Origin of the sequence: Desulfovibrio desulfuricans (assembly GCF_004801255.1) — a bacterium.
Classification (GTDB): Bacteria; Desulfobacterota; Desulfovibrionia; order Desulfovibrionales; family Desulfovibrionaceae; genus Desulfovibrio; species Desulfovibrio desulfuricans_C.
This window is the reverse complement of the sequence record NZ_CP036295.1, coordinates 1,119,679-1,144,848: the sequence shown is the minus strand read 5'-3', so window position 1 is coordinate 1,144,848 and position 25,170 is coordinate 1,119,679. Positions and strand designations below refer to the sequence as shown.

The following is a 25,170-nucleotide window of genomic DNA, read 5'->3' as shown; positions in this document are numbered from 1 at the left end:
AGAAAGGCGGATCTTTTGCGCGGGAGTGCACACAGACGTGCATGACCGGGCAAAAAATCCGCCTGACGCCGTCCAACAGCCGTTCCACCACGCCCCGCTCTATGACGCTGGGCGTTTCGCGCCAAGAGGATTTTTGGCCGCTGACAAGAAAGGCGGATCTTTTGCGCGGGAGTGCACACAGACGTGCATGACCGGGCAAAAAATCCGCCTGACGCCGTCCAACAGCCGTTCCACCACGCCCCGCGCTATGACGCTGGGCGTTTCGCGCTAAGAGGATTTTTGGCCGCTGACAAGAAAGGCGGATCTTTTGCACAGGGAGTGCACACAGACGTGCATGACCGAGTAAAAGATCCGCCTGACGCCGTCAGCGGCCAAAAAGACCTTAGCGCGTAAGAGCTTGGTCGAGATCGGCTATAATATCATCAACATGTTCAACGCCAACAGAGAGGCGCACCATGCCGGGGGTGATGCCCGCCTCGTGCAGCTGCTCGTCGGTCAGCTGACGGTGGGTGGAACTGGCAGGGTGAAGCACGCAGGTGCGGATGTCGGCCACGTGCACCTGGAGCGAAATCATCTTGAGGTTGTCGATAAAGTTCGCGCCAGCTTCGCGCCCGCCCTTGAGGGAGAGAGAGATGACGCCGCTGCATCCCTTGGGCAGATATTTGTCGGCCAGGGCTTTTTGCGGGTGGCCGGGAAGGCGCGGATAGTTGACGAATTCCACTGCAGGGTGCTTTTCAAGGTAGGCGGCTACGGCCTCGGCATTGCGGCAGTGGCGCTCCATGCGCAGGGGCAGGGTTTCAAGGCCCTGGTTGATGTAAAACGCGCCCTGGGGGCTCTGGCAGCAACCCATGTCGCGCATGAGCTGTACGCGGGCCTTGACGATATAGGCCGCCTTGCCAAAGGCCTCGGCGTAGACCAGGCCATGGTAGGAAGGATCGGGCTCGGTAAATTCGGGAAACTTGCCCGAAGTCCAGTCAAAGTTGCCGCTGTCCACGACAACGCCGCCAACCTGCAGGGCATGACCATCCATGTATTTGGTGGTGGAGTGCACAACAATGTCGGCCCCATACTCAAAGGGGCGGCAGAGCACGGGCGTGGCAAAGGTATTGTCTATAATGAAGGGCAGCCTGTGCCTGTGGGCAAGGTTGGCAAAGCGCTCGATGTCCAGCACATCCATGGAGGGGTTGGAGAGCGTTTCGCCAAACACGGCGCGGGTATTGGGGCGAAATGCCTTTTCAAGCTCAGCCTCTGAGGCGTTTTGATCCACAAAGGTTACTTCAATACCCAGCTTTTTGAGGGTAACGGCAAAAAGATTGAACGTGCCGCCGTAGATGCTGGCGGCGCTGACCACGTGGTCGCCGCTCTGGGCAACGTTGAGCAGCGACAGCATGCTCGCTGCCTGGCCCGACGAGGTGCACAGCGCGCCCACGCCGCCCTCGAGGGCCGCAATCTTTTGCTCCACGGCGTCTACCGTGGGGTTGCCCAGGCGGGAATAAAAAAAGCCTGCTTCGGCAAGATCAAAAAGTTTCGCCACTTCGGCGGTGGTGGAGTATTTGAAGGTGGTGCTCTGCACTATAGGCAGAACGCGGGGTTCGCCGTTGCCCGGTTCGTACCCGGCGTGCAGACAAAGAGATTCCGTTTTCATGCCGTCCTCTGCTGTGCTGGTGTTGGAAATTGCCGCGTTTTTTTGCAATAATGCCACGCGATTCTCGCACCGTAGCCCATGCGACAAGCCTAGGCAACCACCAGACACGTGGGGGGGTCGGCCCCCTGTGCGGCCGATGAAGAGAAAACAAAAAAAGTTCCTTCCTATTGACCGTTTGCAGCGAGAAGTATAGGCTTCGATGAAGCAGGTGGTCGCCTTGCGGCGTGTGGCACTCTTGGGGATTGCCGTTAAAAATTACGCAGCAACGCACCGCCAGCGTTGCTGATTTTCGTTTGCTGACAGCGCCGCTGATAGCGCGGCCTCGTACCTCGTTGCGCCGCTGTCTTGACGCGGAGTTGGCGCGATTTTGTTGCGCCGCACACGGGCCCTGTGGCAGGGTCCCAAAGCCTTTCACTCACTTTTGCCAGGAGGCTATTATGCGTATTGCCGTGGGTCTGGGCAAAAAAGGCGGAGAAGAGCGTTTAGAGCGCCAGGGCATAAGCCGCCGTGATTTCATGAAATTCTGCACGGCGGTGGCGGTGACCATGGGCTTCGGCCCTTCATTCGCCTCCGAGGTAGCCGCTGCGCTGACCGGACGCCGTCCTTCAGTGGTGTATCTGCACGCTGCTGAATGCACGGGCTGCTCCGAAGCGCTGCTGCGTACCTACAAACCCTTCATTGATGCCGTCATTCTTGACACCATCTCCCTTGACTACCACGAAACCATCATGGCCGCCGCCGGTGAAGCCGCCGAACAAGCCCTGCATGCCGCCGTGGAAAATCCCAATGGCTTTGTCTGCATGGTCGAAGGCGCCATTCCTACGGGCATGGACAACAAGTACGGCTACATCGCCGGGCACACCATGTATGACATCTGCAAGGAAATTCTGCCCAAGGCCAAGGCCGTGGTAAACATCGGCACCTGTGCCTGCTACGGCGGCGTTCAGGCTGCCAAGCCCAACCCCACCGGCGCCAAGGGCGTCAACGAATGCTTCGCCAGCCTGGGCGTAAAGGGCATCAACATCCCCGGCTGTCCCCCCAACCCCCTCAACATGGTCGGCGCACTTGTGGCCTTTTTGCAGGGCCAGAAGATCGAACTCGACGAACTGGGCCGCCCGCTCATGTTCTTCGGCCAGAGCGTCCACGACCTTTGCGAACGCCGCAAGCACTTCGACGCCGGCGAGTTTGCGCCTTCCTTCAATTCCGAAGAAGCGCGCAAGGGCTGGTGCCTCTACGAAGTGGGCTGCAAGGGCCCGCAGACGTACAACAACTGTCCCAAGGTTCTCTTTAACGAGACCAACTGGCCGGTGGCTGCCGGGCATCCCTGCATTGGTTGCAGTGAACCCGGTTTCTGGGACGAAATGTCGCCGTTCTACCAGAACTAGGGGGAATCATGAGCCAGATCAAACAAACGCCCCAGAGCAGTTACTCCGGGCCCATTGTGGTGGACCCGCTGACCCGCATCGAAGGGCATCTGCGTATTGAAGTGGAAGTTGAAGGCGGCAAAATCAAAGACGCCCGCAGCTGCGGTACGCTTTTCCGCGGCCTTGAAGTCATCCTGAAGGGCCGCGATCCCCGCGATGCGCAGCACTTCACCCAGCGCACCTGCGGCGTATGCACATACACGCACGCCCTGGCCTCCACCCGCGCGCTTGAAGACGCCATCAACAAGCCCATCCCGGCCAACGCCACCTACATCCGCAACCTTGTCATGGCCATGCAGTTCATGCATGACCACTTGGTGCATTTTTATCATCTGCACGCGCTTGACTTTGTGGACGTGGCCAATGCCCTGCAGGCCGACCCGGCCAAGGCCGCCAAGCTTGCCCAGTCCATTTCACCCCGCCCGGCCAAGGCAGAAGACTTTGCCGCCGTGCAGGCAAAACTGAAGACCTTTATTGAAAGCGGCCAGCTTGGCCCCTTCACCAACGCCTACTTCCTGGGCGGCCACCCGAGCTACTACCTTGAGCCCGAAGCCAACCTGGTTGCCACCACCCACTATCTGGAAGCCCTGCGCGCCCAGGTGGACATTGCCAAGGGCATGGCCGTGTTTGGCGCCAAAAACCCGCACACCCAGTTTACGGTCGCCGGCGGCGTGACCTGCTACGAAGCCCTGACCCCCCAGCGCATCAAGGAATTCCGCGAGCTGTACAAGAAGGCCCGCACCTTCATTGAACAGGTCTACATTCCCGACCTGCTCATGGTGGCTGGCCAGTACAAAGACTGGGCCGCCCTTGGCGGCACGCACAACTTCATGGCCTTTGGCGAGTTTCCCGCTGCTGGCGGCGAACGCGACCTCAACAGCCGCTGGTACAAGCCCGGCGTCATTTATGACCGCAAGATCGGCTCGGTGCAGCCCTTTGATCCCACCAAGATTGAAGAACACGTGCGCCACAGCTGGTACGAGGGAGACAAGGCCCTCACCCCCTACGAAGGCGAGACCAAACCTGCCTTCACCAAGATGGGCGATACCGACCGTTATTCCTGGCTCAAGGCGCCCCGCTACGCCGGACAGTCGATGGAAACCGGCCCCCTCGCTCAGGTGCTGGTGGCCTACGGCCAGAACCACAAAACCATCAAGCCCGCTGTGGACGGCGTGCTGAAGGCCCTTAACGTGGGTCCCGAAGCGCTGTTCTCCACCCTGGGCCGTACGGCCGCCCGCGGTATCCAGACCCTGGTTATCGCCCAGCAGACCGAAAACTGGCTCAACGAATACGAAAACAACATTGCCAAAGACAAGCAGATCGTCGAAAACTACGCCGTACCTGCCAATGCTAAGGGCGTGGGCATCCTTGATGCCCCCCGCGGCGGTCTTTCGCACTGGCTCCGCATTGAAAACGGCAAGATCGGCAACTTCCAGCTGGTCGTGCCCACCACCTGGAACCTCGGACCTCGCGACGCCAAGGGCGTTATGGGTGCGGCCGAAGAAGCCCTCATCGGCACCCCTGTGGCCGATCCCAAGCGCCCGGTGGAAATCCTGCGCACTATCCACTCTTTCGACCCCTGCATTGCTTGCGCCGTGCACGTTATCGATGGAGAAACCAACGAAGTGCACAAGTTCAAGGTGCTGTAATACGCACTGAACAAGCATTGACAAAGGGCGGGGTTTACCCCGCCCTTTTTTTGGCCGCACCGCCGCAACATCCGCATCGTCCCACATGGCGCGCAACTATGCCGCAGTGCAAACGCAATAGACCGCGACCACTTATTCTGACATACTGCACAGACGTGCCGCACACGCATACTGACAGACGCCGGGCACCAACGCAGCAATCCCACATGAGAGCACACCGTGGAACAAAAAAAAGTACTGATTATGGGCGTCGGCAATATCCTGCTGACTGACGAGGGTTTTGGCGTGCGCGCAGTGGAATACCTGCAGGCCAACTACACGTGGCCTGAAAATGTTCGCCTTGAAGACGGCGGCACCCAGGGCCTCATGCTTATGACCGAGCTGATGGACTGCGACACGCTGGTTGTTCTTGACGTTGTGCTTGGGCCGGAAAAACCCGGAACAGTCTACATGCTTGAGGGCGAAGACCTGCGTAAAAGTCTGAGTTTCAGGGATTCCATGCACCAGACAGACCTGCTGGACACCCTGGTAACGTGCAGCATGGCGGGTCACGAGGTTCAGGCTGTTGTTTTTGGGCTACAGCCGTTTGACTACCACACCATGCAGGTGGGGCTGACCCCGCAGGCGCAGGCCCTGCTGCCGGAATTTTGCACCAAGGTGGTCGCCGCTCTCGAACAGCGAGGCATAGCCCTTGCAGCTCCCAAAGTCTAAGCGCGCCTGACGCCCGGCCTGCTGGGCGCATATCCATTTATTTTCGAGCACAAGTCAGGCAAGCAGCAGGGCCGGACACTCCCGTTTGGGAGCGCCCGGCCCTGTATCGTATTGCCATGCAAACAGCTTGAAAAATCAGGCCTCGGGGGGCAATTGCTCCTCACTATAAAGAACAAACCCCTCTGCCCGCAACATGGCTGCCCACACTCCGTCGCCAGCGCAAAGCGCGTGGCTGAAAGTACCGTCATAGATGCGGTCAAAGCCGCAGGAGGGCGACCGGCTTTTCAGGATGGCCGCCGTGCAGCCACCTTGGCGGGCCAGCTCCACGGCGCGGGCTGCGCCCTGTTCAAAGGCAAGGGTAACGTCGTGCCCGTCACGGTTCATGACGCGATCGCCCACACGCTCGCAGGGGCTGCGGGGCGTATCAAGGCCGCCCAGCTGTTCAGGACAGGCAGGGATGGCTCTGCCCTCCTCCACAAGCCGCGTCACACGCGCACAGGTATTGTCGCCGCCGTCGTAACGGCAGTGCTCGCCTGCAAGGCACGCACTGACAATGTAGCGCGCGGCCATTACTTGCCCTCGTTGTCAGGCAGCAGAGCCGCCTCCCACATTTCCTGATAGTACATGGAGGTTCCGGGGTTCCAGGCCGTTGCCGTGGCGTGGTCGTAACTTTCGGTTATGGGCCAGTCGGTGTGAGGCTTCAGGGCTTCTTCAAATGACGGGGCCTCCACAGTCGCTTCATATTCCAGATTCAGCGTATAGTTGGGGCCTTTCATAAAACGCAGATGATAACGCGGCATGGCCTTATCCTTAACTGGGTTTCGCCCGCGGCTGCCGGGCAAAAATTTATCAGTCCACCCATACGGCAGTTCTGCGTGCCGTATGGACAAAAGCAGACTGCGATGCAGATGCTGGTTTGCAACTGCGGCACATCGCGCGGCTGTTGTTGTCGCACCTGTCGTTGAGACAAAAACGCCGGGGAGGAAAACCCTCCCCGGCGTACATATCAACGGCTGTCAGACACGTCTAGTGCGTGGTCATGACAAACTTGCTGATGACAAAGAGCACCACCAGCAGGACCACGCCGAGGCCCCAGCTCCAGTGTACGAGCTTGAGTTCAACGGGATCCAACGGTTCATATTCCATCTTTTCAATTTCTTCGTGGAGCTTAACTTCAGTTTTCGTTTCCATAATTTACTCCGTATAGTAAACTAGCCGGCCATCACAGGCGGGGTCATGCCGTGGAAGAAGGCGTAGGAGATGAACAGGCCCACCCAGATGATGAAGCCGAACAGGCACACAATGTACACAACGGCCAGGCGACCGATGCCTTCTTCCTTCAGCTTGCGGAAGTTGGAAACCAGACCGATGCTGAAGAAGGTCAGCAGGAAGAACATGACGCGGAAGCTGTTGATGGCGCCGGACATGGACTTGCCGAGCTTGTGCAGTTCGGGCGAAGACAGGCAGGCAAACAGAAGGATAAGGAACGTGCCAAGGTACCCCAGCACAAAGCGGGGGAAGCGATCCATAACGTCGCTCCAGGTCATGGTGCGTTCGCCACGGGTTTTGTCAAACTTGGCAGTCCAGATGTAGGCGAGGACGAGGGCCCACACGCCGATGAACATGTCGATGAAGATCTTGACCGTGGTGGTCACCATCACGATCCAGCCTGGCTCCCACTTGGTGCCAAGGCCAGCCATCTTGGAAAGAATCAGCGATTCCGTGATGGCGCCGCTGGCGATGGCGCCGCCGTCAGACTTGACGGCAAGGCCCATCCAGCCGCCGGCCACCATGGGCTCGGTGTACAGGAAGTACTGGGCTATAAAGGGCAGAATGAGCATTTCAATGCAGGTAAAGACCACGACCAGCGAGGAAACCATGATCGGCACCACAGGCCGGGCGCGAATGGCGCCGCCGGTGGCGATAGCTGCCGAGACGCCGCAGATGGAAATGCCCGAAGCAAGAGGAGCAGCCCATTCCTTGTTGAACTTGAAATACTTACGGGCCACGTAGTAAACAACGGACCAGTACAGCAGGTAGGCTTCAACAATGGCGCACAGGCCTCGGAAAATAACGTGACCGGCAAAACCGGCAGCGTCTGCGGCCTTGACGCCAAGTTCCGCACCAAGAATAACGATGGCGATTTTGACGAAAAGTTCGGGGCGGCAGGCCTCGCGCAGGGATTCAGCAAAGCCGGGCGTAAGGTTGCCCAGCAGAATACCGACCACCAGGGCCACAATAAGTCCGGCCTCGGTGCTCAAACCCAGCGACCAGGTTATGCCCAATTTGGTGATTTCGGTGGGGTTGGCGGCAATGAAGGCATTTGCGCCAAGAGTGTAGCAGGCGATGGCAATAAAGAAAATGCAGGTAAACCCGTAAAGGAATTTACCAATATCGCCCTTCATGAGCTTGATGCCCACAGACATCACCGCCGCGATAAACGCATAGCTGGCGAGCAGCGCCCCCACGCCGGGCATAAACCCCTTGGATGCCGAAGCCCAGCAGTCAAGCGGGCTTTTGACCCACATGCCCATCTTGAGGCCCCAGCCCAGCAGGTCCAGACCTGCAAATTTGCCCAGGGCCATCAAGAAGATAAAGCAGCCGATAAGCAGTGCTACCTTGTCTTCATTAAAGGCTTTTGTTGATGCCATACCCAAACTCCTCCGTACAGGTTTAGCTAAAAAAACAAACTCCAGCCGCACCTACGCATCAAAGCCTGCCTTGTACCATAAAGAACAGGGCAGTCCATACAACGCGTCTTGCCGCGGAAACAGCTGGAAACCGATACTTGCAGCACCAATTTATGACCACTTGGTCGTTGATGCCTGTAAAAAACATACCTGTATGCAAGATATTGTCAAGCTCAAGTCCAAACAATAACAGCCAGTAATGGGCTTTTGAAGCTGTTTCTGCGGCGATAAAAGCCAGAAATCGAGTTTTTTCCCTGAATCTCAGTCAGCAGACCTGCGCATTGCTTCACATGCTGACATATTGGTTTGCACACCTGCTCTTATAAGCATACCACGCTTTTTGTCGCCTTGTTGAAAAAAGTGCAATAAAAACATTTTTCTCGGATTTTTTATTGACACTACCCCGCTGTTTCACATATACACGTTTCTCGCGTTGGGCTGTCGTTCAATTGGCAGGACGACGGATTCTGACTCCGTTAATCAAGGTTCGAGTCCTTGCAGCCCAGCCAACCAAACTCGCGTCCCCATCGTCTAGCCGGCCCAGGACAACGGCCTTTCACGCCGTCGACAGGGGTTCAAATCCCCTTGGGGACGCCAATTGAGAAAAAAGGGTTACGTCGAAAGATGTAACCCTTTTTTCGCGCCCGCGCTACAGGCTGCAGGCCCTCCGGGCGCCAACCCGCCTAACTTCGGCCTGTCGGCCCAGCCCCAAAACCCGGCGTCGACATTGCCCTGCAATCTCAATGTTTTTGCCCTTGCCCTCTGGGGCGGCGTCCCCTTACAATGCAGCCTTACGCAATGCTCCCACCTCTGAGCCACGTATGCCGCCGGGTTTTACCCTGATGCAGTCCGCCCGGCAGGCCACGCAAGCCTCCCGTCCCCTTCTAGCAAGGATACGCCCATGTCCGCCTCGCTGCTGCTCAACCCCTTTCGCAAGGCCCCCAAGCATGCCGGTGCTTCCGACGTGACCGATTTTTCCCCTCTGGCGGCGCAGCGCGTCCGCGCGTTCCATGCCTCGTTCAGCCAGTATCAGCCCACGCCGCTGACAAGCCTGCCCGGGCTGGCTGCAAGGCTGGGTATTAAGCACGTGTGCGTCAAGGATGAGTCCAAACGATTTGGCCTCAACGCCTTTAAGGTTTTGGGCGGTTCGTACGCTGTGGCCCGCTGTCTGGCCGAGCGCATGCACCTGCCCGAAGCCGGGCTGGTAAAGGGCCTGCTTGAAAACTCCGCAGCCAGAGCGCAGGCGGGCAAAGTCACGTTTATCAGCACCACGGACGGCAACCACGGCAGGGGGCTGGCCTGGACAGCCCGCGAGCTGGGCTACCCCTGCATCATCTATATGCCCAAAGGCTCGGACAAGACCCGCCAGAACAACATTCTGGCGCTGGACGCCCAGTGCACCGTCACCGATCTCAATTATGACGACACTGTGCGCATGAGCTGGGACCTCGCCCGCGAAAAAGGCTATGTGATGGTGCAGGACACCGCCTGGGACGGCTATGAGCAGATCCCCGGCTGGATCATGCAGGGATACCTGACCCTTGCCGCCGAAATACTCGAACAGATGCAGGCAGCCGGCATACGGGCCACCCACTGTTTTTTGCAGGCGGGCGTGGGCTCGTTTGCAGCGGCGGTGGCGGCCTTTTTGGTGGCCGCGCTGGGGGCGGAGGCTCCGCGCATCATTATAGTAGAGCCGCACGCCGCCGACTGCTTTTACCGCTCCGCCCTTGCTGGCGACGGCAAGGCCCACGCCGTGGGCGGCAGCCTGCAAACCCTCATGGCCGGCCTTGCCTGCGGCGAGCCAAGCACCCTGGCATGGAATATACTTAAAGATTACAGCACGGCCTTTATGACCTGCCCCGATTACCTGGCCGCCAACGGCATGCGCATGCTGGCAGCCCCGGTCGCGGGCGACCAGCCCATTGTTTCGGGCGAGTCGGGCGCGGCAGGCGCGGGCGCGCTGCACTGGCTCATGTGCAACCCGGCGGCAGCCGCGCAACGCGAGGCCCTGGGCCTCGATGCCGAGGCTCAGGTACTGCTCGTAAGCACCGAGGGCGACACCGTGCCCAACATCTATAGAAGTGTTGTCTGGCAGGGAGCGTATGCGGATGTAGACTGCATTTAAGACAGTACGCACCCCGGCCATTTTGTCACCCAGGTGGAGCGCGTGCTGCAATCTGACATCAAGCCACGCAATCAGGCTGCATCCCATTCCTTTTTAAGCACGGCATAAATGCATGTATTTTCGTATCTTGGAGTGCCGTCTGCATTGTTGACAAATGAAATGTACTCCATAAAAAGTCCTTCCTTGCGCATGCATAGCCGCTCGCACAATTTTTGCGAACGAATATTGTTATTGTCCACATAGGCATACACGCGCCTTGCCCCCCTCTGGGCAAAAAGGACATCAAAAAACGCCGTTGCGGCCTCATATGCGTAGCCCATTCCTTCATATCTGGCATTCAGCTGCCAGCCAACGCTGTAATTATCCGGCTCTTCCTTGGCCGCAAACATCACACCGATAATAGCGTCCTGTTCCTTGAGGCAAACGGCAAATTCCAGCATATTTGCACTCCGCCGTTCTACATCGGCAGCAGCCTCTTCAATGGTATCCAGTCGGTCATCAGCAAAGCATGTGGCTCGTGGATGGGACAAAATTTCAAGCAGCCCAGTCGCATCCTTGGATTCAAAGGGCCGCAAGACAAGCCTAGCTGTATCAAACCTAGCCACGGCAATCTCCTTTTTTTTCAAAAAGTCGCAACTGTTCAGGCCATGCTCACTGCTTTTCTAAAGAAGCCACGGGCTCTGCAGCAGGTGTCTGTTTTGCGCCCCGGCTGAACAGACGCGTAACCATAATGAAAAACAGCGGCGTATAGTAAATGCCCAAGCCGGTTGCGGTAATCATACCCACCAGCACGGCTGTACCCAGTGCGTTTTGCGCACCTGCTCCTGCCCCACTGCTGAACGCCAGCGGCAGCACGCCAAGAATAAAACATAGAGATGTCATTATGATTGGTCGCAGGCGAATCCGCGAGGCTTCCAGCGTGGCTGCGACCAGATCCTTGCCGCCCTTGTGCAATGCTCTGGCGAACCCGACAATCAAGATAGAATTTTTTGCCGACAGGCCAATGATGGTCAGCAACGCAACCTGCAGATATATATCGTTGTTCATGCCCCGCAGATACACAGCGCCCAGCGCGCCCACAACGCCTGCGGGCACAGCCAGCAACACCGCCAGCGGTATGGTCCAGCTTTCATACAGGGCCGCCAGACAAAGAAAGACCGCAACAATCGAAATAGCGTAGAGCAAGGGGGCCTGACTTGAGGCAACCACCTGCTGATAGGAAAGACCGGTCCAGGCATAATCAAAGCCCTGGGGCAAATTTGCCGCACTTTTTTCCATTGCCGCCATGGCGCTTCCGTTGCTTTGCCCCGGCGCGGCCGCGCCTTCGATTCTTACAGAGGGTATCCCCTGATAACGGGTGAGACTTGGCGGGGCCAAAACAGACTTCACACCGATAAAACTGCTAAAGGGCACCATTTCGTTTTTGGCGTTTCGCAGATAGAACCGGCCAAGGCCGTCTATACCAGCGCGCACTGCCGGCTCTGCCTGAAAATAGACCTTTTTTGTTCTGCCCTTATCCGAAAAGTCGTTGATATATTCGCCCCCCCAGTAGGCACTGAGGGCGCTGTTTATTTCGCCTCTGGTCAGGCCGTATGATCCGGCTTTGCCATTGTCGATAACCAGATCGTACTGTTCGGTATCAGCCATGCCGCTATAGCGCGCATAGGCAACGGCGGGCGATTTGGTCGCATTTTCCAGCAGCGTATTCTTGGCATTGAGCAGCTCAGCATGCCCCCTGCCGCCACGGTCCATCAGTTCCATCTCAAAGCCAGACGAACTGCCAAGTTCCATGACGGCCGGGGGGGCCATTACAAATATTTCTGCCCCTGATATGGATGAAAACCGTGCCGTGGTGCGTTCCATAATATCAAACGCGCTTTGCCCTGCCCCCCGCTTGCTCCAGTCTTTAAGCAGGGGAAGCACCATGGCCGAATTCTGGCCAGAGCCGCTGAACCCCCAGCCAACAACGCACATAACGCTTTCTATGGAATCCTTTTCTTCATTGCGAAAGTAGGCATCAATCTCTCTGACGATTTTTTCTGTGCGCTCTAGCGACGCGCCCGGCGGCAGCAGCACATCAACAGACAAAAAGCCCTGGTCTTCGTCAGGCAAAAATGCTGAGGGCAAAAGCAGAAACAAAACAAGGCCTGCGGCGGTTATTGCCGCAAATACCACGCTCCATGGCAGGGGTTTGCGCAGCATCACGCCCACCCCATGCACATACCGTTGTGTAAATGCCGCAACCCCTCGGTTGAAATGCCCAAACAGCCCCTGACCCGTTTCGTGAACATGCGCCTGCAGCATTGTGGCGCACAGGGCTGGCGTAAGCACAATGGCTACCACCACAGATAATATCATGGATGCCACAATGGTGACGGAAAACTGCCTGAATATGGCCCCGGTAGAACCGGGCATAAAGGCCATGGGAACAAATACCGCAGAAATAACCACGGCAACGCCCACCAGTGCCCCGGTTATCTGCCGCATGGATTTGAGGGCGGCCTCTTTTGGGGCAAGCCCCTCGTCGCGCATAAGGCGTTCTACATTTTCCACCACAACAATGGCGTCATCCACCAAAAGGCCGATGGCCAGAACCATGCCAAACATGGTGAGGGTATTGATGGAAAACCCCATTGCCGCAAACACGGCAAAAACTCCAAGCAGCACGACAGGCACTGCAATGGCCGGAATAAGCGTGGCGCGATAACTTTGCATAAAAACGAACATCACCGCCACAACAAGCGCAATGGCCTCAAACAGCGTGCGCACTACCGACCGTATGGATTTTTCAACAATGGGGGCGCGGTCGTCGGCATATGCATATTTGAGCCCAGGCGGAAAAAAACCGGCCAGCGACTGCAATTCTGCCTTGATGCCCCTGGCTGTTTCCAGAACATTTGCACCGGATGCAAGTTTAAAAGCCAAACCAGTACCCGCATGACCGTTAAAAAATGTACTGCCCATGGAACTTTCTTCATTCAATTCTATGCGGGCAACGTCCTTGAGCAGCAATACAGAACCGTTTTCTTCAACTTTCAACTGTATCTGCTCAAATTCCTCCACAGTTTCCAGACTTGATGATGCGTTGATGGCGATATTGATTTCCTGACCGGGCATGGCGGGGGCCGCCCCCACCTGACCACCGGCCACCTGGGCATTCTGTGAACGAACGGCAGCAATGACATCCTGCGGGTTTAGCTTGTATTGCCGCATTTTGTCCGGGTCGCACCAAATGCGCATGGCATTCTGAAAACCGTACAGGGTAATGGACCCAACACCGGCAATGCGGCTTAGCGGATCAACCAGAGAGCTGGCCACATAATCGCTGATGTTGTTGGGCCGCATGGTGTCTCTGGCGTCATAAAAGGCGACGGTCATAAACGAGTTGTCCACAGCCTTTAAAGCCTGAACCCCTTGCCGCTGCACGGCATCGGGCAACAGCGAAAGGGCCTGCTGCAACTTGTTTTGCACCTGCACCTGCGCCGTATTTGCATCTGTGCCCGCAGCAAAGGTAAGGATGATTTCCGTACCGCCAGAAGAACTGCTGGAGGATTTCATGTGCAGCAGATTGTCCAGTCCTTTTATCTGCTGCTCAATAATTTGCGTTACGCTGCGGTCAATTATGGATGCGGACGCTCCCGGATACTGCGCCGAAATGGATATCTGCGGCAGGGCGATATCCGGGTAATGGGCAACAGGAAGCCGAACGATGGCAAGCCCCCCGGCCAGCATGATAATGATGGCAATAACCCATGCAAAAATGGGGCGATTGATAAAAAAATCCGCCATACGTTACCGCACCCCTTTGGCTGCTGCCGGGGCGGGGGTGACGTTTGCGTTTGCTGCCGGGGCTGGTACGCCAATAACGGTTTCACCCGGCACGGCTTTCTGGAAACCCTCAACCACCAGCATGTCGCCTGCACTCAGTCCAGCACCCACAAGCCAGCGGTTGCCAATGGTGCGCTCAAGGCGCACATCGCGCCGCGCCACACCATAAAGACCCTCCTTTGCGCCCTCTTTGTGCAAAGTATAAACAGCGTGTCCCCCGGCACTGTTCGCAAAGGCTGCCCCCTGCGGAATCAGCACGGCCCTGTCTATCGAGCCTTCTTCAATAACGGCCTTTACATACATGCCGGGAAGAAGCAGCCCATCCGGATTGCTAATCACAGCCCGCAGCATGAGGCTTCCCGTGCTTTGCCCCACAGATATTTCAGAAAACAGCAGGTCTCCCCGTATCCATGCCGGTTCACCAGCCTGTTGCGCCGCCGCAACAGGCGTGTAGGGCGAGCCGTCTTCAAGGATCAGGCGCACCTTGGTGCTATTGCCGTTGGCAGACACCCGCCCCTGGGCTATGGCCCGGCGCAGGCGAACGCTGTCGGCGCTGGGCTGGGTTATGTCCACAAACACACGGTCAATCTGCTGTATCACGGCCAGTGCCGATGGCTGGTTTGCCGTAACAAGAGCACCCACCGTAAAGGCAGAGGCTCCTATACGCCCAGAAACCGGGGCCTTTATTTCGGTATGCGCAAGGTTGATGGCGGCAGATTGCAGCTCGGCCTCGGCTCTGGCAACGCGGGCGCGGGCCTGCCCGTGCAGCGATATGGAATTGTCCAGCTCCTGCTGGCTTACGGCATACTGTTTGATCAGCAGCTTCTGGCGTTTTTCCAGCAGCGCTATGGACGTTACTGCGGCTTTTGCCTCTGCAAGCGATGCACTAGCCGTGGCATACGCCGCCTGATAGCTGGCCGGGTCTAACCGGTATAAAACCTGCCCCTCTTTTACATCTGTGCCTTCTTCAAAAAGACGCTCAAGAACAATGCCGTCTACCTGGGGCCGCACTTCTGCCGTCACCAGGGCTGTAACCCTGCCCGGCAGCGTGCTGCTCAGCGTCACCTTTTCTTCGCCCAGCACAAGATACAGGACCTCCACAAGGGTGTTCTCTGGCTTTTCTGCATCACTGCAGCCGAACACCGCCAGGGGCAGGCAACATATGACCATAAGCCGCAGCAGGCGGGAAATTTTGGTAAGGCAACGCATTACAAACACCTCAATTCATATATTGGCAAACAAAATTCGGCTTGCGCATTTGTCTGTAATTTGCCAGCGTAAAGTATAAAGTTACTTTATAGTCAAGGAAAAATTGTAATGAAAAAAAACCTGCTCACCACAGGTGAATTTGCCAGCCTGTGCCGCACACAAAAAAGCACCCTGCTGTTTTATGAAAAGGAAGGGCTGCTGAAACCAAAATATGTTTCAGAAAACAGGTACCGCCGCTACGGAATCGAACAGTTTTTTGAATTTGATATGCTTACCATGCTTAAGGATGTTGGCAGCTCGCTGAAGGAAATCAAGGCGCACCTGCACAACATGAACGGCGAAAATTTTTTGTCGTTTCTTCAGGAAAAACAGCTTGCAGCAGACGAGGAACTGCACAGGGTTGCGCAGCGCAAGCTGATGCTGAAAGACATGACCACCTGCCTGCGCGAAGCCCTCAGTATCGAGTACGACACCCTTTCCATCCAGCAACACAAGGCCGAGCAGCTGGAAATGACACCATCGGGCGCCAGCCCTTCAGAGACGCAATGGGAACTGGTGCAACGCTTTGCGGAATTTAACAGGACCAATGCCCAAATGGAGGTGAAGCCGCGATACCCCTTTGGCATTGTTTACTGCATGGATGACATACAGCAGGGAGACTACGTCGACCGCTACTATTTCACCCGGATGCGTAATTCCACATTGCCAGAACGCGTGCACACAAAACATGAAGGAAAATACGCAGTTCTAGCCCACATTGGCACGGATGACTCGCACAGGCAGACCCTTGCCAGCATGGTGCAAAAAATCCGCGCTGCGGGCTTGACCATAAAAAGCGATGCCTACGCCTACGACATGATGAGCTATATTATGCAGGATAACGGCGACTACTATGCGCTAAAATATGCCATTCTGGTAGAATAGAGGCGCGTTGCCCAGCACCAAGCCTTGCGCACAGGGCCGGCCAACCGGCATTTTCCCCTTGCGGGCGGGGCGCTGTAGGTGCGGGCAGATGGGCCGGGCCGCGTCCGGGGATTTTCCCCTTGCGGGCGGGGCGCTGTAATCGTAAAATATGTAAGAGATAGTAGCGCCCATTCATCAACTCCACAGAGAGGCCCCACATGCAGGTTTGCAAAAAAACAGCTGACGGCGTTTTGCATGTCAGCATAGCGGGCAAGATAGATACGGTCACAGCCCCTGCGCTGGACAGGGAGCTGCAGGAGGACTGCGCCACGGCGGACTCGCTGGTGCTTGATTTCAGCCAGGTGGACTACATTTCGAGCGCCGGTCTGCGCATACTGCTGCGCCTGCACAAACGGATGGTCGAGCGCCAGGGCATGCGCATCGTCAATGCCAATGAAACCGTGAGAGAAGTGTTCAGCATCACGGGCTTTGTGGATCTGTTTACCATCGAATAACCCCACCCCACAAAGCTCCGCCGCGGTGCAGAGCCTTATTGCGCAGAGCGGGCAAGCCCGCAAAGGCGGGCCGCCATGCACAAAATGTTTCATAAGTGGCTCTTTATCTGCATCTTTCCCGCTTTTTGCATCACACTGGCGGCGTCCTATTTTTTGCAGACCCGACAGGCCGAAGAAAACGCCCGCTACATGCTTTCAAGCAATCTCGACGACGGGGCCAAGTATCTGCGCATGGTCGTCACCAACGCCACCCATATCCGGGAGATATCCGACGCGGGCGCTCTGGCCAAGGCACGGGCCTTTGCAGCCATAATCACGCAGAACCCCGGCATTCTCAATGTCACCACCCTGATGTTTTTTTTGCGCAAACTGCTTGATGTGGAAGAACTGAACGTCACGGACGAGCAGGGCGTCGTCGTAGCTTCCACATCTTCGTTCGTGGGCTACGACATGGCCACCTCGCCGCAGTCCGCCGCGTTTTTGCCCGCTCTGCGCGATCTGGAATTTACCCTGGTGCAGGATATCATCCCCCGGGGCGCGGACAACGAGCCCTTTCAGTATGCGGGCGTGGCGCGGCGCGACTGCACGGGCATCGTGCAGATCGGCTATTCACCCCGCCGCCTGCTTGAGGCCCTGCGCGTCGCCGCTGTGGATGAAATAGCCCCCCGCTACCATATCGGCTCACAGGGGTTTATGGCCATTGCCATCTATGGGGCCGTCATCAGCAGCGGCAGCGAAACCGCCGTGCCTGTGGGGGCCAGCGTGAGGTCGCTTGGACTGATACAGGCGCAACAGTCCGGCATGGTTACCATTCTTGGCAAACAGTACCTTTGCCAGAGTATGGAAGCTGACGGTTACACGCTGTTTGCCCTGCTACCCCGCAGCGAGGTGTTTTTTTCACGCGACAGCATGCTCATGTATATTGCGGCCTGCAATATCGTGCTGTTTGCCCTCATTTTCTGGATGGTCTCACATCTGGTCAAGCGGCTGGTCATCAACGACGTGTACCGCGTCAACGCCGACCTGCAAAAAATCACCTCGGGCAACCTTGATGTGGTGCTCAACGAGCGCACCACGCCAGAATTTGGCCTGCTCTCGGACGGCATCAACAAAACGGTGCAAAGCCTCAAGCAGGCCATCGACGCCGCAGCGGGCAGAATAGACGCCGAGCTGGAATTTGCCCGCGCCATCCAGTGCTCGTCGCTGCCGAGCGTGTTTCCCGCCTATCCGGAGAGGGAGGACTTTGACATCTTTGCCGTCATGCGGGCCGCCAAGGTGGTGGGCGGCGATTTTTACGATTTTTATCTCAGGGATAAAAACCAGCTTGTGATCGTGGTGGCCGACGTGGCTGACAAGGGCATCGGCGCGGCCCTGTTTATGATGACGGCCAAAACCCTCATCAAGAGCCTTGCCGAGTCGGGGCTTTCACCGGCGGAAATTTTTTTGCAGGCAAACAGGCGCATCTCTGCCCAGAATGACCAGGATATTTTTCTCACCGCCTTTCTGGGGGTTCTGGATCTCACCACCGGCAGGCTGGTCTGCGCCAATGCCGGGCACGAGCATCCGCTGCTTTTCAGACAGCAGGAGGCGCGCTACTCGTGGATTGAGGCGGGCCACGGCCTGCCTCTTGGGGCCATGGGCAACTCCAGTTACCGCGAGCAGACGTTTCAACTGTCGCCGGGCGACCGCCTGCTGCTCTACACGGACGGCGTCAGCGAGGCGGAAAACAGCCAGGGAGGCCGCCTGGGACTCAGCGGCATAGAAAACGCCGTGAGCGGCACTGAGGGCATGAGCGCCGAAAAAACCGTGCAGACCCTGCTGCAAAAGGTGGAAGACTTTGCCTCCGGCGTGGAGCAGTCAGACGACATTACCATTCTGGCGCTTGAATTTGCTGGCATGGCCTGGGATGAGCTGCTGGTAACAGCCGACGACGCCCACCTTGAATCGGTGCTGGCTTTTTTGGAAACCAAGCTCAAGGCCGCCCAGTGCCCCGCCAAAACCCTACCCTTGCTGCTGGTGGCCGCAGAAGAAGTGTTCACCAACATAGCCCACTACGCCTACGCGCCGGATCAGGGCACGGTACTGCTGCGCTGCCGGGCGCGGAGCGGGCCGTTTCAGCTTGTTGTGCAGTTTCAGGACAGCGGCCGTCCCTTCAATCCGCTGCAGCAGCCGGGGCCGGATACTACCCTGCCCGCCGGGCAGCGCGACGAGGGCGGGCTCGGCATTGCCATGGTACGCAGAATAATGACCAGGATGGACTACTCGCGCACTGCGGATGGAAAAAACATTCTCACCCTGTGGCGACAGGAAGAAGCGTAACCGGCATCCCACAGGCAGCCAAAGGCCGTCCCGCAACGCCGCCCCTGAACCGCCAGCGCGCAAGGGGACGACAAACGGGCCACACATCTGCGACGCATGCCGTCGCCGCCGCACGGAGCATTTGCCATGAGCACCCAAAAGGCCGTCATCCAGGCCGTCACAGAATTTCTCGCCCCGCTCTTTGGGCCTGCCACGGAAATTCTTGATGATGAGTACACGAGAGAAAACTTTGACGACATCGCCGAGATGAACGGCAGGTGCTTCATGATGCGCGTGGCCCTTACCGGGCACGCGGAGGACGACGTTTATATATTCCGGGCCATTCCATTTACGGAGACCGAGCAGCACATCGCCCGCAACATCCTTGCCGAGTGGAAAAAAATCTTCAGCACCCCCCGCATAGACGATTACGCCGCAGTGTGCATACGGCAGGCCCAGCTCATCGGCATTGCCAAGATACTCTCACCCAAGCGCCATGTCACAGTGCTGGGCATACTCAACCTGTTGTCCTTCTGGTCGAGCGAAACCTACGAGGGTGAAAAGATTTCCTTTTCCGTGGCCATTGACGAGGCGGACCCTCGCCCGGCGCAGGTCAGTTTTTTTGATGTCTGCAAGGAGGACTACGCCAAGGTTCTCACCTCAGGCTGCGACACTCTGCTTGTGTGCAATGCCGAGGGCGGCATAACAGCCTACTGCGAGGCCCTCATGCCCGATGAGAAAGAGGCGGCCCACGTGTACGCGCCTCTGCCCTTTTTGCCGGTGGCCTACTGGACCTCTCAGCAGCGCTGCGCTTTTTGCCTCAGCAAAAACGGCGACATACTCATCTTCAAGAACCGGCAGCTTTTTTTTGCCAAACGGCGCGGCAAATGGCTGCACTTTTCGCACCAGGCCTACCTTGCCGAGCTTGGCTATCAGGGGCACGGCGGCAGCCGGGGCACTATTGAGGCGCTGTACCTCAGCCTGCTCGACGTATCCTTCCGCCGCAAGGGAGCCTGCATCGGCTTTTTCAAAAAAAACGCCGTCACGCCCTGGATGATCAACGAACGCCGCAACCAGCGCATCGCGCAAAATATGGATCAGGCGGAGCTTGTGCGCATCTCGCAAGAGCACCTGCAGCGCCACCTTGCAGAAATCGTTAACGAAAAGGACATGCTGGCCAACGCGGGCGGCAGCAAGACAGCACTGCTGCGCACTGCCCTGCCCAGCACGAACTTTGCGCAAATTCCCCGCAAGCTGCGGGCCGAGCTGCTCTCCATCGACGGAGCCACGCTGATCTTTGACGACGGCAGCGTCTTTGCCGTCGGGGCCATCCTCAAGGTTCCCGGGGGCAGCACCAGCGGCGGGCGCAAGGCTGCGGCCCTGACGCTTGCCGAACACGGCATCGGCATCAAGGTTTCCAACGACGGGCACATCACCGCCTGGAGCAACCGGGCCGAAGCCGGACAGGCCCTGTTTGAGATCGGCTGACCGTGCCAGCTGCGGGTAAGCCATGAGGCCGCAACAGTACAGGCAACGCCCCTGACAACAGGGCCCGACGGAGACGGCAGGGGATGACGGCAGGCCTGTTTTTTGCGCCGCTACGACACAGATTGGACGCACAACCGGTAAAAACCGCCCTGCAAGCCTTTTTTTTGTCTTGTCATGAACTTCTCGCTGAGGTAAATTGGCCGACAGAGAAGTTTTTATTTTTTCCTCCCGCTTTTTTGCTTGCCAACGTCACGGATTCCTAGTATGCATCCTCTTTCAACGATTGGTGCGGGAGGCTCCTTTCTGTTTTTCAATAACTTACTGACCAAGCATACACACTTAAGGTAAAGCCCTATCCCCAGCCCTGTTTACCCAGACAGGGATGGGTTTTTTACGCCTTGCCAGCAGTAGGTTTTTTTCAGCCTCTCCACCAGCTTACGCTTTCAGGGTGCAGTGACAGCAAGTTTTTTGCCCGCCGGCTTAGGCATGCTGATTTGTCGCGCAGCCGGGGCGCAACCGCTACCTATCTTGAGGTACCCATGGGCCAGCTCACCAAACAGTTCGGCAAAATCAAGGTTTCCCTCCCTATCCCACATCTGCTGAATCTGCAGATAGATTCTTACCAGAAATTCCTTCAGGAAGGCGTTTCAGATGCCGACCGCAGCCCAGAGGAAGGGCTGGAAGGTGTGTTCCACACCGTCTTCCCCATTGAGGATTTCAATAAGACCGCCAGTCTTGAGTTCGTCAGCTACGAAATCGGCGAACCCAAATACGACCAGGCCGAGTGCATTTCAAAGGGGCTGACCTACGAGGCTCCCATGCGCATCAAGGTGCGCCTGGTGGTCTATGACACCGATGAAGCTTCGGGCAACCGCACCATCCGCGACATCAAAGAGCAGGATATCTATTTTGGCACCCTGCCCCTGATGACGGAAAAGGGCACGTTTATCATCAACGGCACCGAGCGCGTCATCGTTAACCAGTTGCAGCGCTCGCCGGGCATCATTTTTGAGCACGACGGCGGCAAGACCCACACCAGCCGCAAGGTGCTTTACTCCTGCCGCATCATTCCCATGCGCGGCTCGTGGCTCGACTTTGACTTCGACCACAAGGACATTCTGTACGTCCGCATCGACCGTCGCCGCAAAATGCCCGCAACCATCCTGTTCAAGGCCATGGGCATGAGCAAGGAGCAGATCCTCGAGTACTTCTACTCGCAGGAGCACTACCGCATCGAGTCGGCCAGCAGCCTGTTCTGGGAGATCCGCAAGGATCTGTACCGCAAGGACAACGCCTACGCCGATATCTGCGACCCCCAGGGCAATGTCCTCGTCAAGGCTGGCAAGCCAATCACCAAGCGCAGCTGGCGCATGATCTGCGAGTCGGGCATTGAAGCCATCGAAGTTCGCCCCGACACGCTGGACGCCATGTTTTTGGCTGAAGACGTGGCCGATCCCAAGACCGGCGAAGTGCTGGCCGAAGCCGCCGACGAAATCACCGCCGGGCTGCTCGACCGCATCCGCGAGGCGGGCATCGTGCGTATCGCCGTGCTGCACACCAAGGGCACCGACACCTCGTCGTCCATCCGCGACACCCTGGTGCAGGACCGCATCCCCGACCAGCAGAAGGCGCAGGAAGAAATCTACCGTCGTCTGCGTCCGTCGTCTCCGCCTACCCCCGAGATTGCGGCCAGCTTCTTTGACAACCTGTTCCGCAACGCCGACTACTACGACCTCTCGCCGGTGGGCCGCTACAAGCTCAACCAGCGCCTCAGCCTGAACGAGGCCGACGACCTGCGCACCCTGACCGACAACGACATCCTCACCGCCATCAAGGTGCTGGTGCAGTTGAAGGACAGCCACGGCCCGGCCGACGACATCGACCACCTGGGCAACCGCCGCGTGCGCCTGGTCGGCGAACTGGTTGAAAACCAGTACCGCATCGGCCTTGTGCGCATGGAGCGCGCCATCAAGGAGCGCATGAGCCTGCAGGAAATTTCCACGCTCATGCCCCACGACCTGATCAATCCCAAGCCGGTGGCGGCTGTGCTCAAGGAATTCTTTGGCACTTCGCAGCTCTCGCAGTTCATGGACCAGACCAACTCGCTCTCGGAAGTGACGCACAAGCGTCGTCTTTCGGCCCTGGGTCCCGGCGGTCTGACCCGCGAACGCGCGGGCTTTGAAGTGCGCGACGTGCACACCTCGCACTATGGCCGCATCTGCCCCATCGAAACGCCTGAAGGCCCGAACATCGGTCTTATCGTTTCGCTGACCACCTTTGCCAAGGTCAACGACTACGGCTTTATTGAAACGCCCTACCGCGTTGTGCGCGATAGCCGCGTTACCAATGACGTGGTGCATCTCGACGCCTCGCGCGAAGGCGGTCAGGTGGTGGCGCAGGCCAACGCCCGCGTGGACGCCGACGGCAACCTGCTTGACGAATACGTGACCGTGCGCGTCAAGGGCGAAGTGGAAATGAACCCGCGCGAAGAAGTGACCCTGATGGACGTCTCGCCCAGCCAGATGGTCTCCATCTCCGCCGCGCTCATTCCCTTCCTGGAACACGACGACGCCAACCGCGCGCTCATGGGTTCAAACATGCAGCGTCAGGCCGTGCCGCTTTTGCGCTCCGAAAAGCCCCTCGTGGGCACGGGCATGGAAGTGGACGTGGCCCGCGACTCCGGCGCGTGCATAGTGGCTCCCGCGCCCGGCAAGGTGGAATATGTGGACGCCGACCGCCTCATCGTTTCGTACGAGGGCGACGTGTTTCCCAAGCAGGGCGGCGTGCGCGCCTATGACCTGCTCAAGTTCCACAAGTCGAACCAGAACTCGTGCTTTGGGCAAAAGCCCACCTGCTACCCCGGCATGCCCGTTAAAAAAGGTCAGATTCTGGCCGACGGCCCCGGCATTGACGAGGGCGAACTTGCCCTTGGCAAAAACCTGGTGGTCGCGTTCATGCCCTGGTGCGGCTACAACTACGAAGACTCCATCCTCATTTCCGAGCGCACCGTGCGCGACGACACCTTTACCTCCATTCATATTGAAGAATTCGAGGTAGTGGCTCGCGACACCAAGCTGGGACCGGAGGAAATAACCCGCGATATTCCCAACGTCAGCGAAGACATGCTGCGCAACCTCGACGAGAGCGGCATCATCCGCATCGGCGCGGCCGTCAAGCCCGACGACATCCTTGTGGGCAAAATCACCCCCAAGGGCGAAACCCAGCTTACGCCAGAAGAAAAGCTGCTCCGCGCCATCTTCGGCGAAAAGGCCAGGGATGTGAAAAACACCTCCCTCAAGGTTCCCCCGGGAGTGGAAGGCACCATCATCGACGTCAAGGTCTTCAACCGCCGCTCCGGCGAGAAGGATGACCGTACCCTGGCCATCGAAAGCCACGACACGTCGGTGCTGGACCAGAAGGAATCTGATCATCTGCGCGCCCTTTCCGACCGCACCCGCGTGCAGCTTGCCCCCCACGTTCTGGGCAAGCAGATCGCGGCCGCAGTGCCGGGCAAAAAGAAGGGCGAGGTGCTGGCCGATGTGGGCGCAGCCCTGACCGAAGACGTGCTTGAGCAGATCCCCGTCAAGAAGCTTGCGGGCCTGTTCAAGAGCAAGGAAGTCAACGACGCCGTGACCGAGGCGCTCAAGTCGTACGACCAGCAGGTTGAATACCTTAAGGCCATCTACGACTCCAAGCGCGACAAGGTCACCGAGGGCGACGATCTGCCTCCTGGCGTCATCAAGATGGTCAAGGTGCACATTGCCATCAAGCGTAAGCTTTCGGTGGGCGATAAAATGGCTGGCCGCCACGGTAACAAGGGCGTTGTTTCCTGCATCTTGCCGGAAGAAGACATGCCCTTCTTTGCCGACGGTCGTCCCGTGGACATCGTGCTGAACCCCCTGGGCGTGCCCTCTCGTATGAATATCGGCCAGATCATGGAGACCCACCTCGGGTGGGGCGCCAAGGAACTGGGCCGTCAGCTGGCCGAGCTTGTTGACTCGGGCGCGGCCATGCAGGTTGTGCGCGAAGAGCTCAAGGGCGTTTACAACTCGCCCGAAATCAGCTCGCTGGTTGACACAATGAGTGATGAGGAATTCAAGGCCTCCGTGCTCAAGCTGCGCAACGGCATTGTCACCAAGACCCCCGTGTTCGACGGCGCGACCGAAGAGGAAATCTGGGGCTGGATGGACAAGGCTGGTCTTGCCAACGACGGCAAAACCACCCTGTACGACGGCCGCACGGGTGTTCCCTTCAAGAACCGCGTGACCACAGGCGTCATGTACATGCTCAAGCTGCACCACTTGGTTGACGAAAAAATCCACGCCCGTTCCACCGGCCCTTACTCGCTGGTGACGCAGCAGCCCCTCGGCGGTAAAGCCCAGTTCGGCGGCCAGCGTTTGGGCGAAATGGAAGTCTGGGCTCTTGAAGCCTACGGCGCGGCCTATCTGCTGCAGGAATTCCTTACGGTCAAGTCGGACGACGTGACCGGACGCGTGAAGATGTACGAAAAGATCGTCAAGGGCGACAACTTCCTTGAGGCAGGTCTGCCCGAATCGTTCAACGTGTTGGTGAAGGAACTCATGAGCCTTGGTCTCAACGTGACCCTGCACCAGGAAGAAGGCAAGAAAAAGCCCAAACGCGTGGGCTTTATGAAAGAACGCGAGGAAGAGGCGTAAAACCCCCTT

At 57.8% G+C, this 25,170-nt stretch carries 17 protein-coding genes and 2 tRNA genes; 11 read left to right on the top strand and 8 right to left on the bottom strand.

Annotated elements, in window-relative coordinates:
* Positions 1-382: 382 nt before the first annotated feature.
* Positions 383-1,645, bottom strand: a complete 1,263-nt coding sequence (locus tag DDIC_RS04775; RefSeq protein WP_136399388.1) for an O-acetylhomoserine aminocarboxypropyltransferase/cysteine synthase family protein — start codon at positions 1,643-1,645, stop codon at positions 383-385.
* Positions 1,646-2,082: 437 nt separating this feature from the next.
* Here DDIC_RS04775 and DDIC_RS04770 point away from each other — a divergent pair, with 437 nt between their 5' ends.
* The 3 genes from DDIC_RS04770 (at position 2,083) to DDIC_RS04760 (ending at position 5,429) form a co-directional block, all read left to right on the top strand.
* Positions 2,083-3,030 carry a hydrogenase small subunit gene (locus DDIC_RS04770; RefSeq protein WP_136399387.1) on the top strand — a complete coding sequence of 316 codons (948 nt, stop codon included), beginning with the start codon at positions 2,083-2,085 and terminating at the stop codon, positions 3,028-3,030.
* Positions 3,031-3,038: 8 nt separating this feature from the next.
* Positions 3,039-4,718: a nickel-dependent hydrogenase large subunit gene (locus tag DDIC_RS04765; RefSeq protein ID WP_136399386.1), complete on the top strand. Its 1,680-nt coding sequence runs from the start codon at positions 3,039-3,041 to the stop codon at positions 4,716-4,718.
* Positions 4,719-4,961: 243 nt separating this feature from the next.
* Positions 4,962-5,429, top strand: coding sequence for a HyaD/HybD family hydrogenase maturation endopeptidase (locus tag DDIC_RS04760; protein WP_168732578.1), 468 nt, complete (start codon positions 4,962-4,964; stop codon positions 5,427-5,429).
* 135 nt (positions 5,430-5,564) lie between these two features.
* Here DDIC_RS04760 and DDIC_RS04755 read toward each other — a convergent pair whose 3' ends face one another.
* From DDIC_RS04755 to DDIC_RS04740, 4 genes are all read right to left on the bottom strand, one after another.
* Positions 5,565-5,999, bottom strand: a complete 435-nt coding sequence (locus DDIC_RS04755) for a DUF523 domain-containing protein (protein WP_136399384.1) — start codon at positions 5,997-5,999, stop codon at positions 5,565-5,567.
* The gene (locus DDIC_RS04750; protein ID WP_136399383.1) at positions 5,999-6,229 is read right to left on the bottom strand and encodes a hypothetical protein; all 231 of its coding nucleotides are present in this window, start codon (positions 6,227-6,229) and stop codon (positions 5,999-6,001) included. Before DDIC_RS04750 ends, DDIC_RS04755 begins: the two co-directional genes overlap by 1 nt.
* Before the next feature lie 226 nt (positions 6,230-6,455).
* Complete coding sequence (locus tag DDIC_RS04745) at positions 6,456-6,623, bottom strand: bacteriocin-type signal sequence (RefSeq protein ID WP_432612328.1); 168 nt, start codon at positions 6,621-6,623, stop codon at positions 6,456-6,458.
* Positions 6,624-6,640: 17 nt separating this feature from the next.
* Positions 6,641-8,080: a putative sulfate exporter family transporter gene (locus DDIC_RS04740; RefSeq protein WP_136399381.1), complete on the bottom strand. Its 1,440-nt coding sequence runs from the start codon at positions 8,078-8,080 to the stop codon at positions 6,641-6,643.
* Positions 8,081-8,553: 473 nt separating this feature from the next.
* Here DDIC_RS04740 and DDIC_RS04735 point away from each other — a divergent pair.
* From DDIC_RS04735 to dpaL, 3 genes are all read left to right on the top strand, one after another.
* Positions 8,554-8,628, top strand: a tRNA-Gln gene (locus DDIC_RS04735).
* An 11-nt stretch (positions 8,629-8,639) separates the two neighbouring features.
* Positions 8,640-8,716: transfer RNA gene (locus DDIC_RS04730), tRNA-Glu, on the top strand.
* Positions 8,717-9,020: 304 nt separating this feature from the next.
* A complete protein-coding gene (gene dpaL / locus DDIC_RS04725; RefSeq protein ID WP_136399380.1) occupies positions 9,021-10,244 on the top strand; it encodes a diaminopropionate ammonia-lyase in 1,224 nt (407 codons plus the stop codon).
* A 71-nt stretch (positions 10,245-10,315) separates the two neighbouring features.
* Here dpaL and DDIC_RS04720 read toward each other — a convergent pair whose 3' ends face one another.
* The 3 genes from DDIC_RS04720 to DDIC_RS04710 are packed head-to-tail and all read right to left on the bottom strand — an operon-like array spanning position 10,316 to position 15,281.
* On the bottom strand, positions 10,316-10,870 hold the full coding sequence (locus DDIC_RS04720; protein ID WP_211088895.1) for a GNAT family N-acetyltransferase: 555 nt from the start codon (positions 10,868-10,870) through the stop codon (positions 10,316-10,318).
* Between the two features lie 25 nt (positions 10,871-10,895).
* Positions 10,896-14,033 (bottom strand): efflux RND transporter permease subunit, encoded by a 3,138-nt coding sequence (locus DDIC_RS04715; RefSeq protein WP_136399379.1) that lies wholly within the window; start codon positions 14,031-14,033, stop codon positions 10,896-10,898.
* A 3-nt stretch (positions 14,034-14,036) separates the two neighbouring features.
* The gene (locus DDIC_RS04710) at positions 14,037-15,281 is read right to left on the bottom strand and encodes an efflux RND transporter periplasmic adaptor subunit (protein ID WP_136399378.1); all 1,245 of its coding nucleotides are present in this window, start codon (positions 15,279-15,281) and stop codon (positions 14,037-14,039) included.
* A gap of 108 nt (positions 15,282-15,389) precedes the next feature.
* Between DDIC_RS04710 and DDIC_RS04705 the strand changes: the two genes are divergently transcribed.
* The 5 genes from DDIC_RS04705 (at position 15,390) to rpoB (ending at position 25,161) form a co-directional block, all read left to right on the top strand.
* The gene (locus DDIC_RS04705; RefSeq protein WP_136399377.1) at positions 15,390-16,205 is read left to right on the top strand and encodes a MerR family transcriptional regulator; all 816 of its coding nucleotides are present in this window, start codon (positions 15,390-15,392) and stop codon (positions 16,203-16,205) included.
* A gap of 197 nt (positions 16,206-16,402) precedes the next feature.
* On the top strand, positions 16,403-16,699 hold the full coding sequence (locus tag DDIC_RS04700) for an STAS domain-containing protein (protein ID WP_136399376.1): 297 nt from the start codon (positions 16,403-16,405) through the stop codon (positions 16,697-16,699).
* Between the two features lie 75 nt (positions 16,700-16,774).
* Positions 16,775-19,018 (top strand): SpoIIE family protein phosphatase, encoded by a 2,244-nt coding sequence (locus DDIC_RS04695; RefSeq protein ID WP_136399375.1) that lies wholly within the window; start codon positions 16,775-16,777, stop codon positions 19,016-19,018.
* Between the two features lie 126 nt (positions 19,019-19,144).
* The gene (locus DDIC_RS04690; RefSeq protein WP_136399374.1) at positions 19,145-20,485 is read left to right on the top strand and encodes a hypothetical protein; all 1,341 of its coding nucleotides are present in this window, start codon (positions 19,145-19,147) and stop codon (positions 20,483-20,485) included.
* A gap of 539 nt (positions 20,486-21,024) precedes the next feature.
* A complete protein-coding gene (gene rpoB / locus DDIC_RS04685; RefSeq protein WP_136401020.1) occupies positions 21,025-25,161 on the top strand; it encodes a DNA-directed RNA polymerase subunit beta in 4,137 nt (1,378 codons plus the stop codon).
* Positions 25,162-25,170: the final 9 nt, after the last annotated feature.

Coding starts and splice junctions, on each gene's coding strand:
- DDIC_RS04690 (WP_136399374.1), top strand. CDS start 19,145: ATGAGCACCCAAAAGGCCGTCATCCAGGCCGTCACAGAATTTCTCGCC.
- DDIC_RS04775 (WP_136399388.1), bottom strand. CDS start 1,645: ATGAAAACGGAATCTCTTTGTCTGCACGCCGGGTACGAACCGGGCAAC.
- DDIC_RS04755 (WP_136399384.1), bottom strand. CDS start 5,999: ATGGCCGCGCGCTACATTGTCAGTGCGTGCCTTGCAGGCGAGCACTGC.
- DDIC_RS04760 (WP_168732578.1), top strand. CDS start 4,962: ATGGGCGTCGGCAATATCCTGCTGACTGACGAGGGTTTTGGCGTGCGC.
- DDIC_RS04750 (WP_136399383.1), bottom strand. CDS start 6,229: ATGCCGCGTTATCATCTGCGTTTTATGAAAGGCCCCAACTATACGCTG.
- DDIC_RS04765 (WP_136399386.1), top strand. CDS start 3,039: ATGAGCCAGATCAAACAAACGCCCCAGAGCAGTTACTCCGGGCCCATT.
- DDIC_RS04705 (WP_136399377.1), top strand. CDS start 15,390: ATGAAAAAAAACCTGCTCACCACAGGTGAATTTGCCAGCCTGTGCCGC.
- DDIC_RS04715 (WP_136399379.1), bottom strand. CDS start 14,033: ATGGCGGATTTTTTTATCAATCGCCCCATTTTTGCATGGGTTATTGCC.
- DDIC_RS04700 (WP_136399376.1), top strand. CDS start 16,403: ATGCAGGTTTGCAAAAAAACAGCTGACGGCGTTTTGCATGTCAGCATA.
- DDIC_RS04770 (WP_136399387.1), top strand. CDS start 2,083: ATGCGTATTGCCGTGGGTCTGGGCAAAAAAGGCGGAGAAGAGCGTTTA.
- dpaL (WP_136399380.1), top strand. CDS start 9,021: ATGTCCGCCTCGCTGCTGCTCAACCCCTTTCGCAAGGCCCCCAAGCAT.
- DDIC_RS04740 (WP_136399381.1), bottom strand. CDS start 8,080: ATGGCATCAACAAAAGCCTTTAATGAAGACAAGGTAGCACTGCTTATC.
- DDIC_RS04695 (WP_136399375.1), top strand. CDS start 16,775: ATGCACAAAATGTTTCATAAGTGGCTCTTTATCTGCATCTTTCCCGCT.
- DDIC_RS04710 (WP_136399378.1), bottom strand. CDS start 15,281: ATGCGTTGCCTTACCAAAATTTCCCGCCTGCTGCGGCTTATGGTCATA.
- rpoB (WP_136401020.1), top strand. CDS start 21,025: ATGGGCCAGCTCACCAAACAGTTCGGCAAAATCAAGGTTTCCCTCCCT.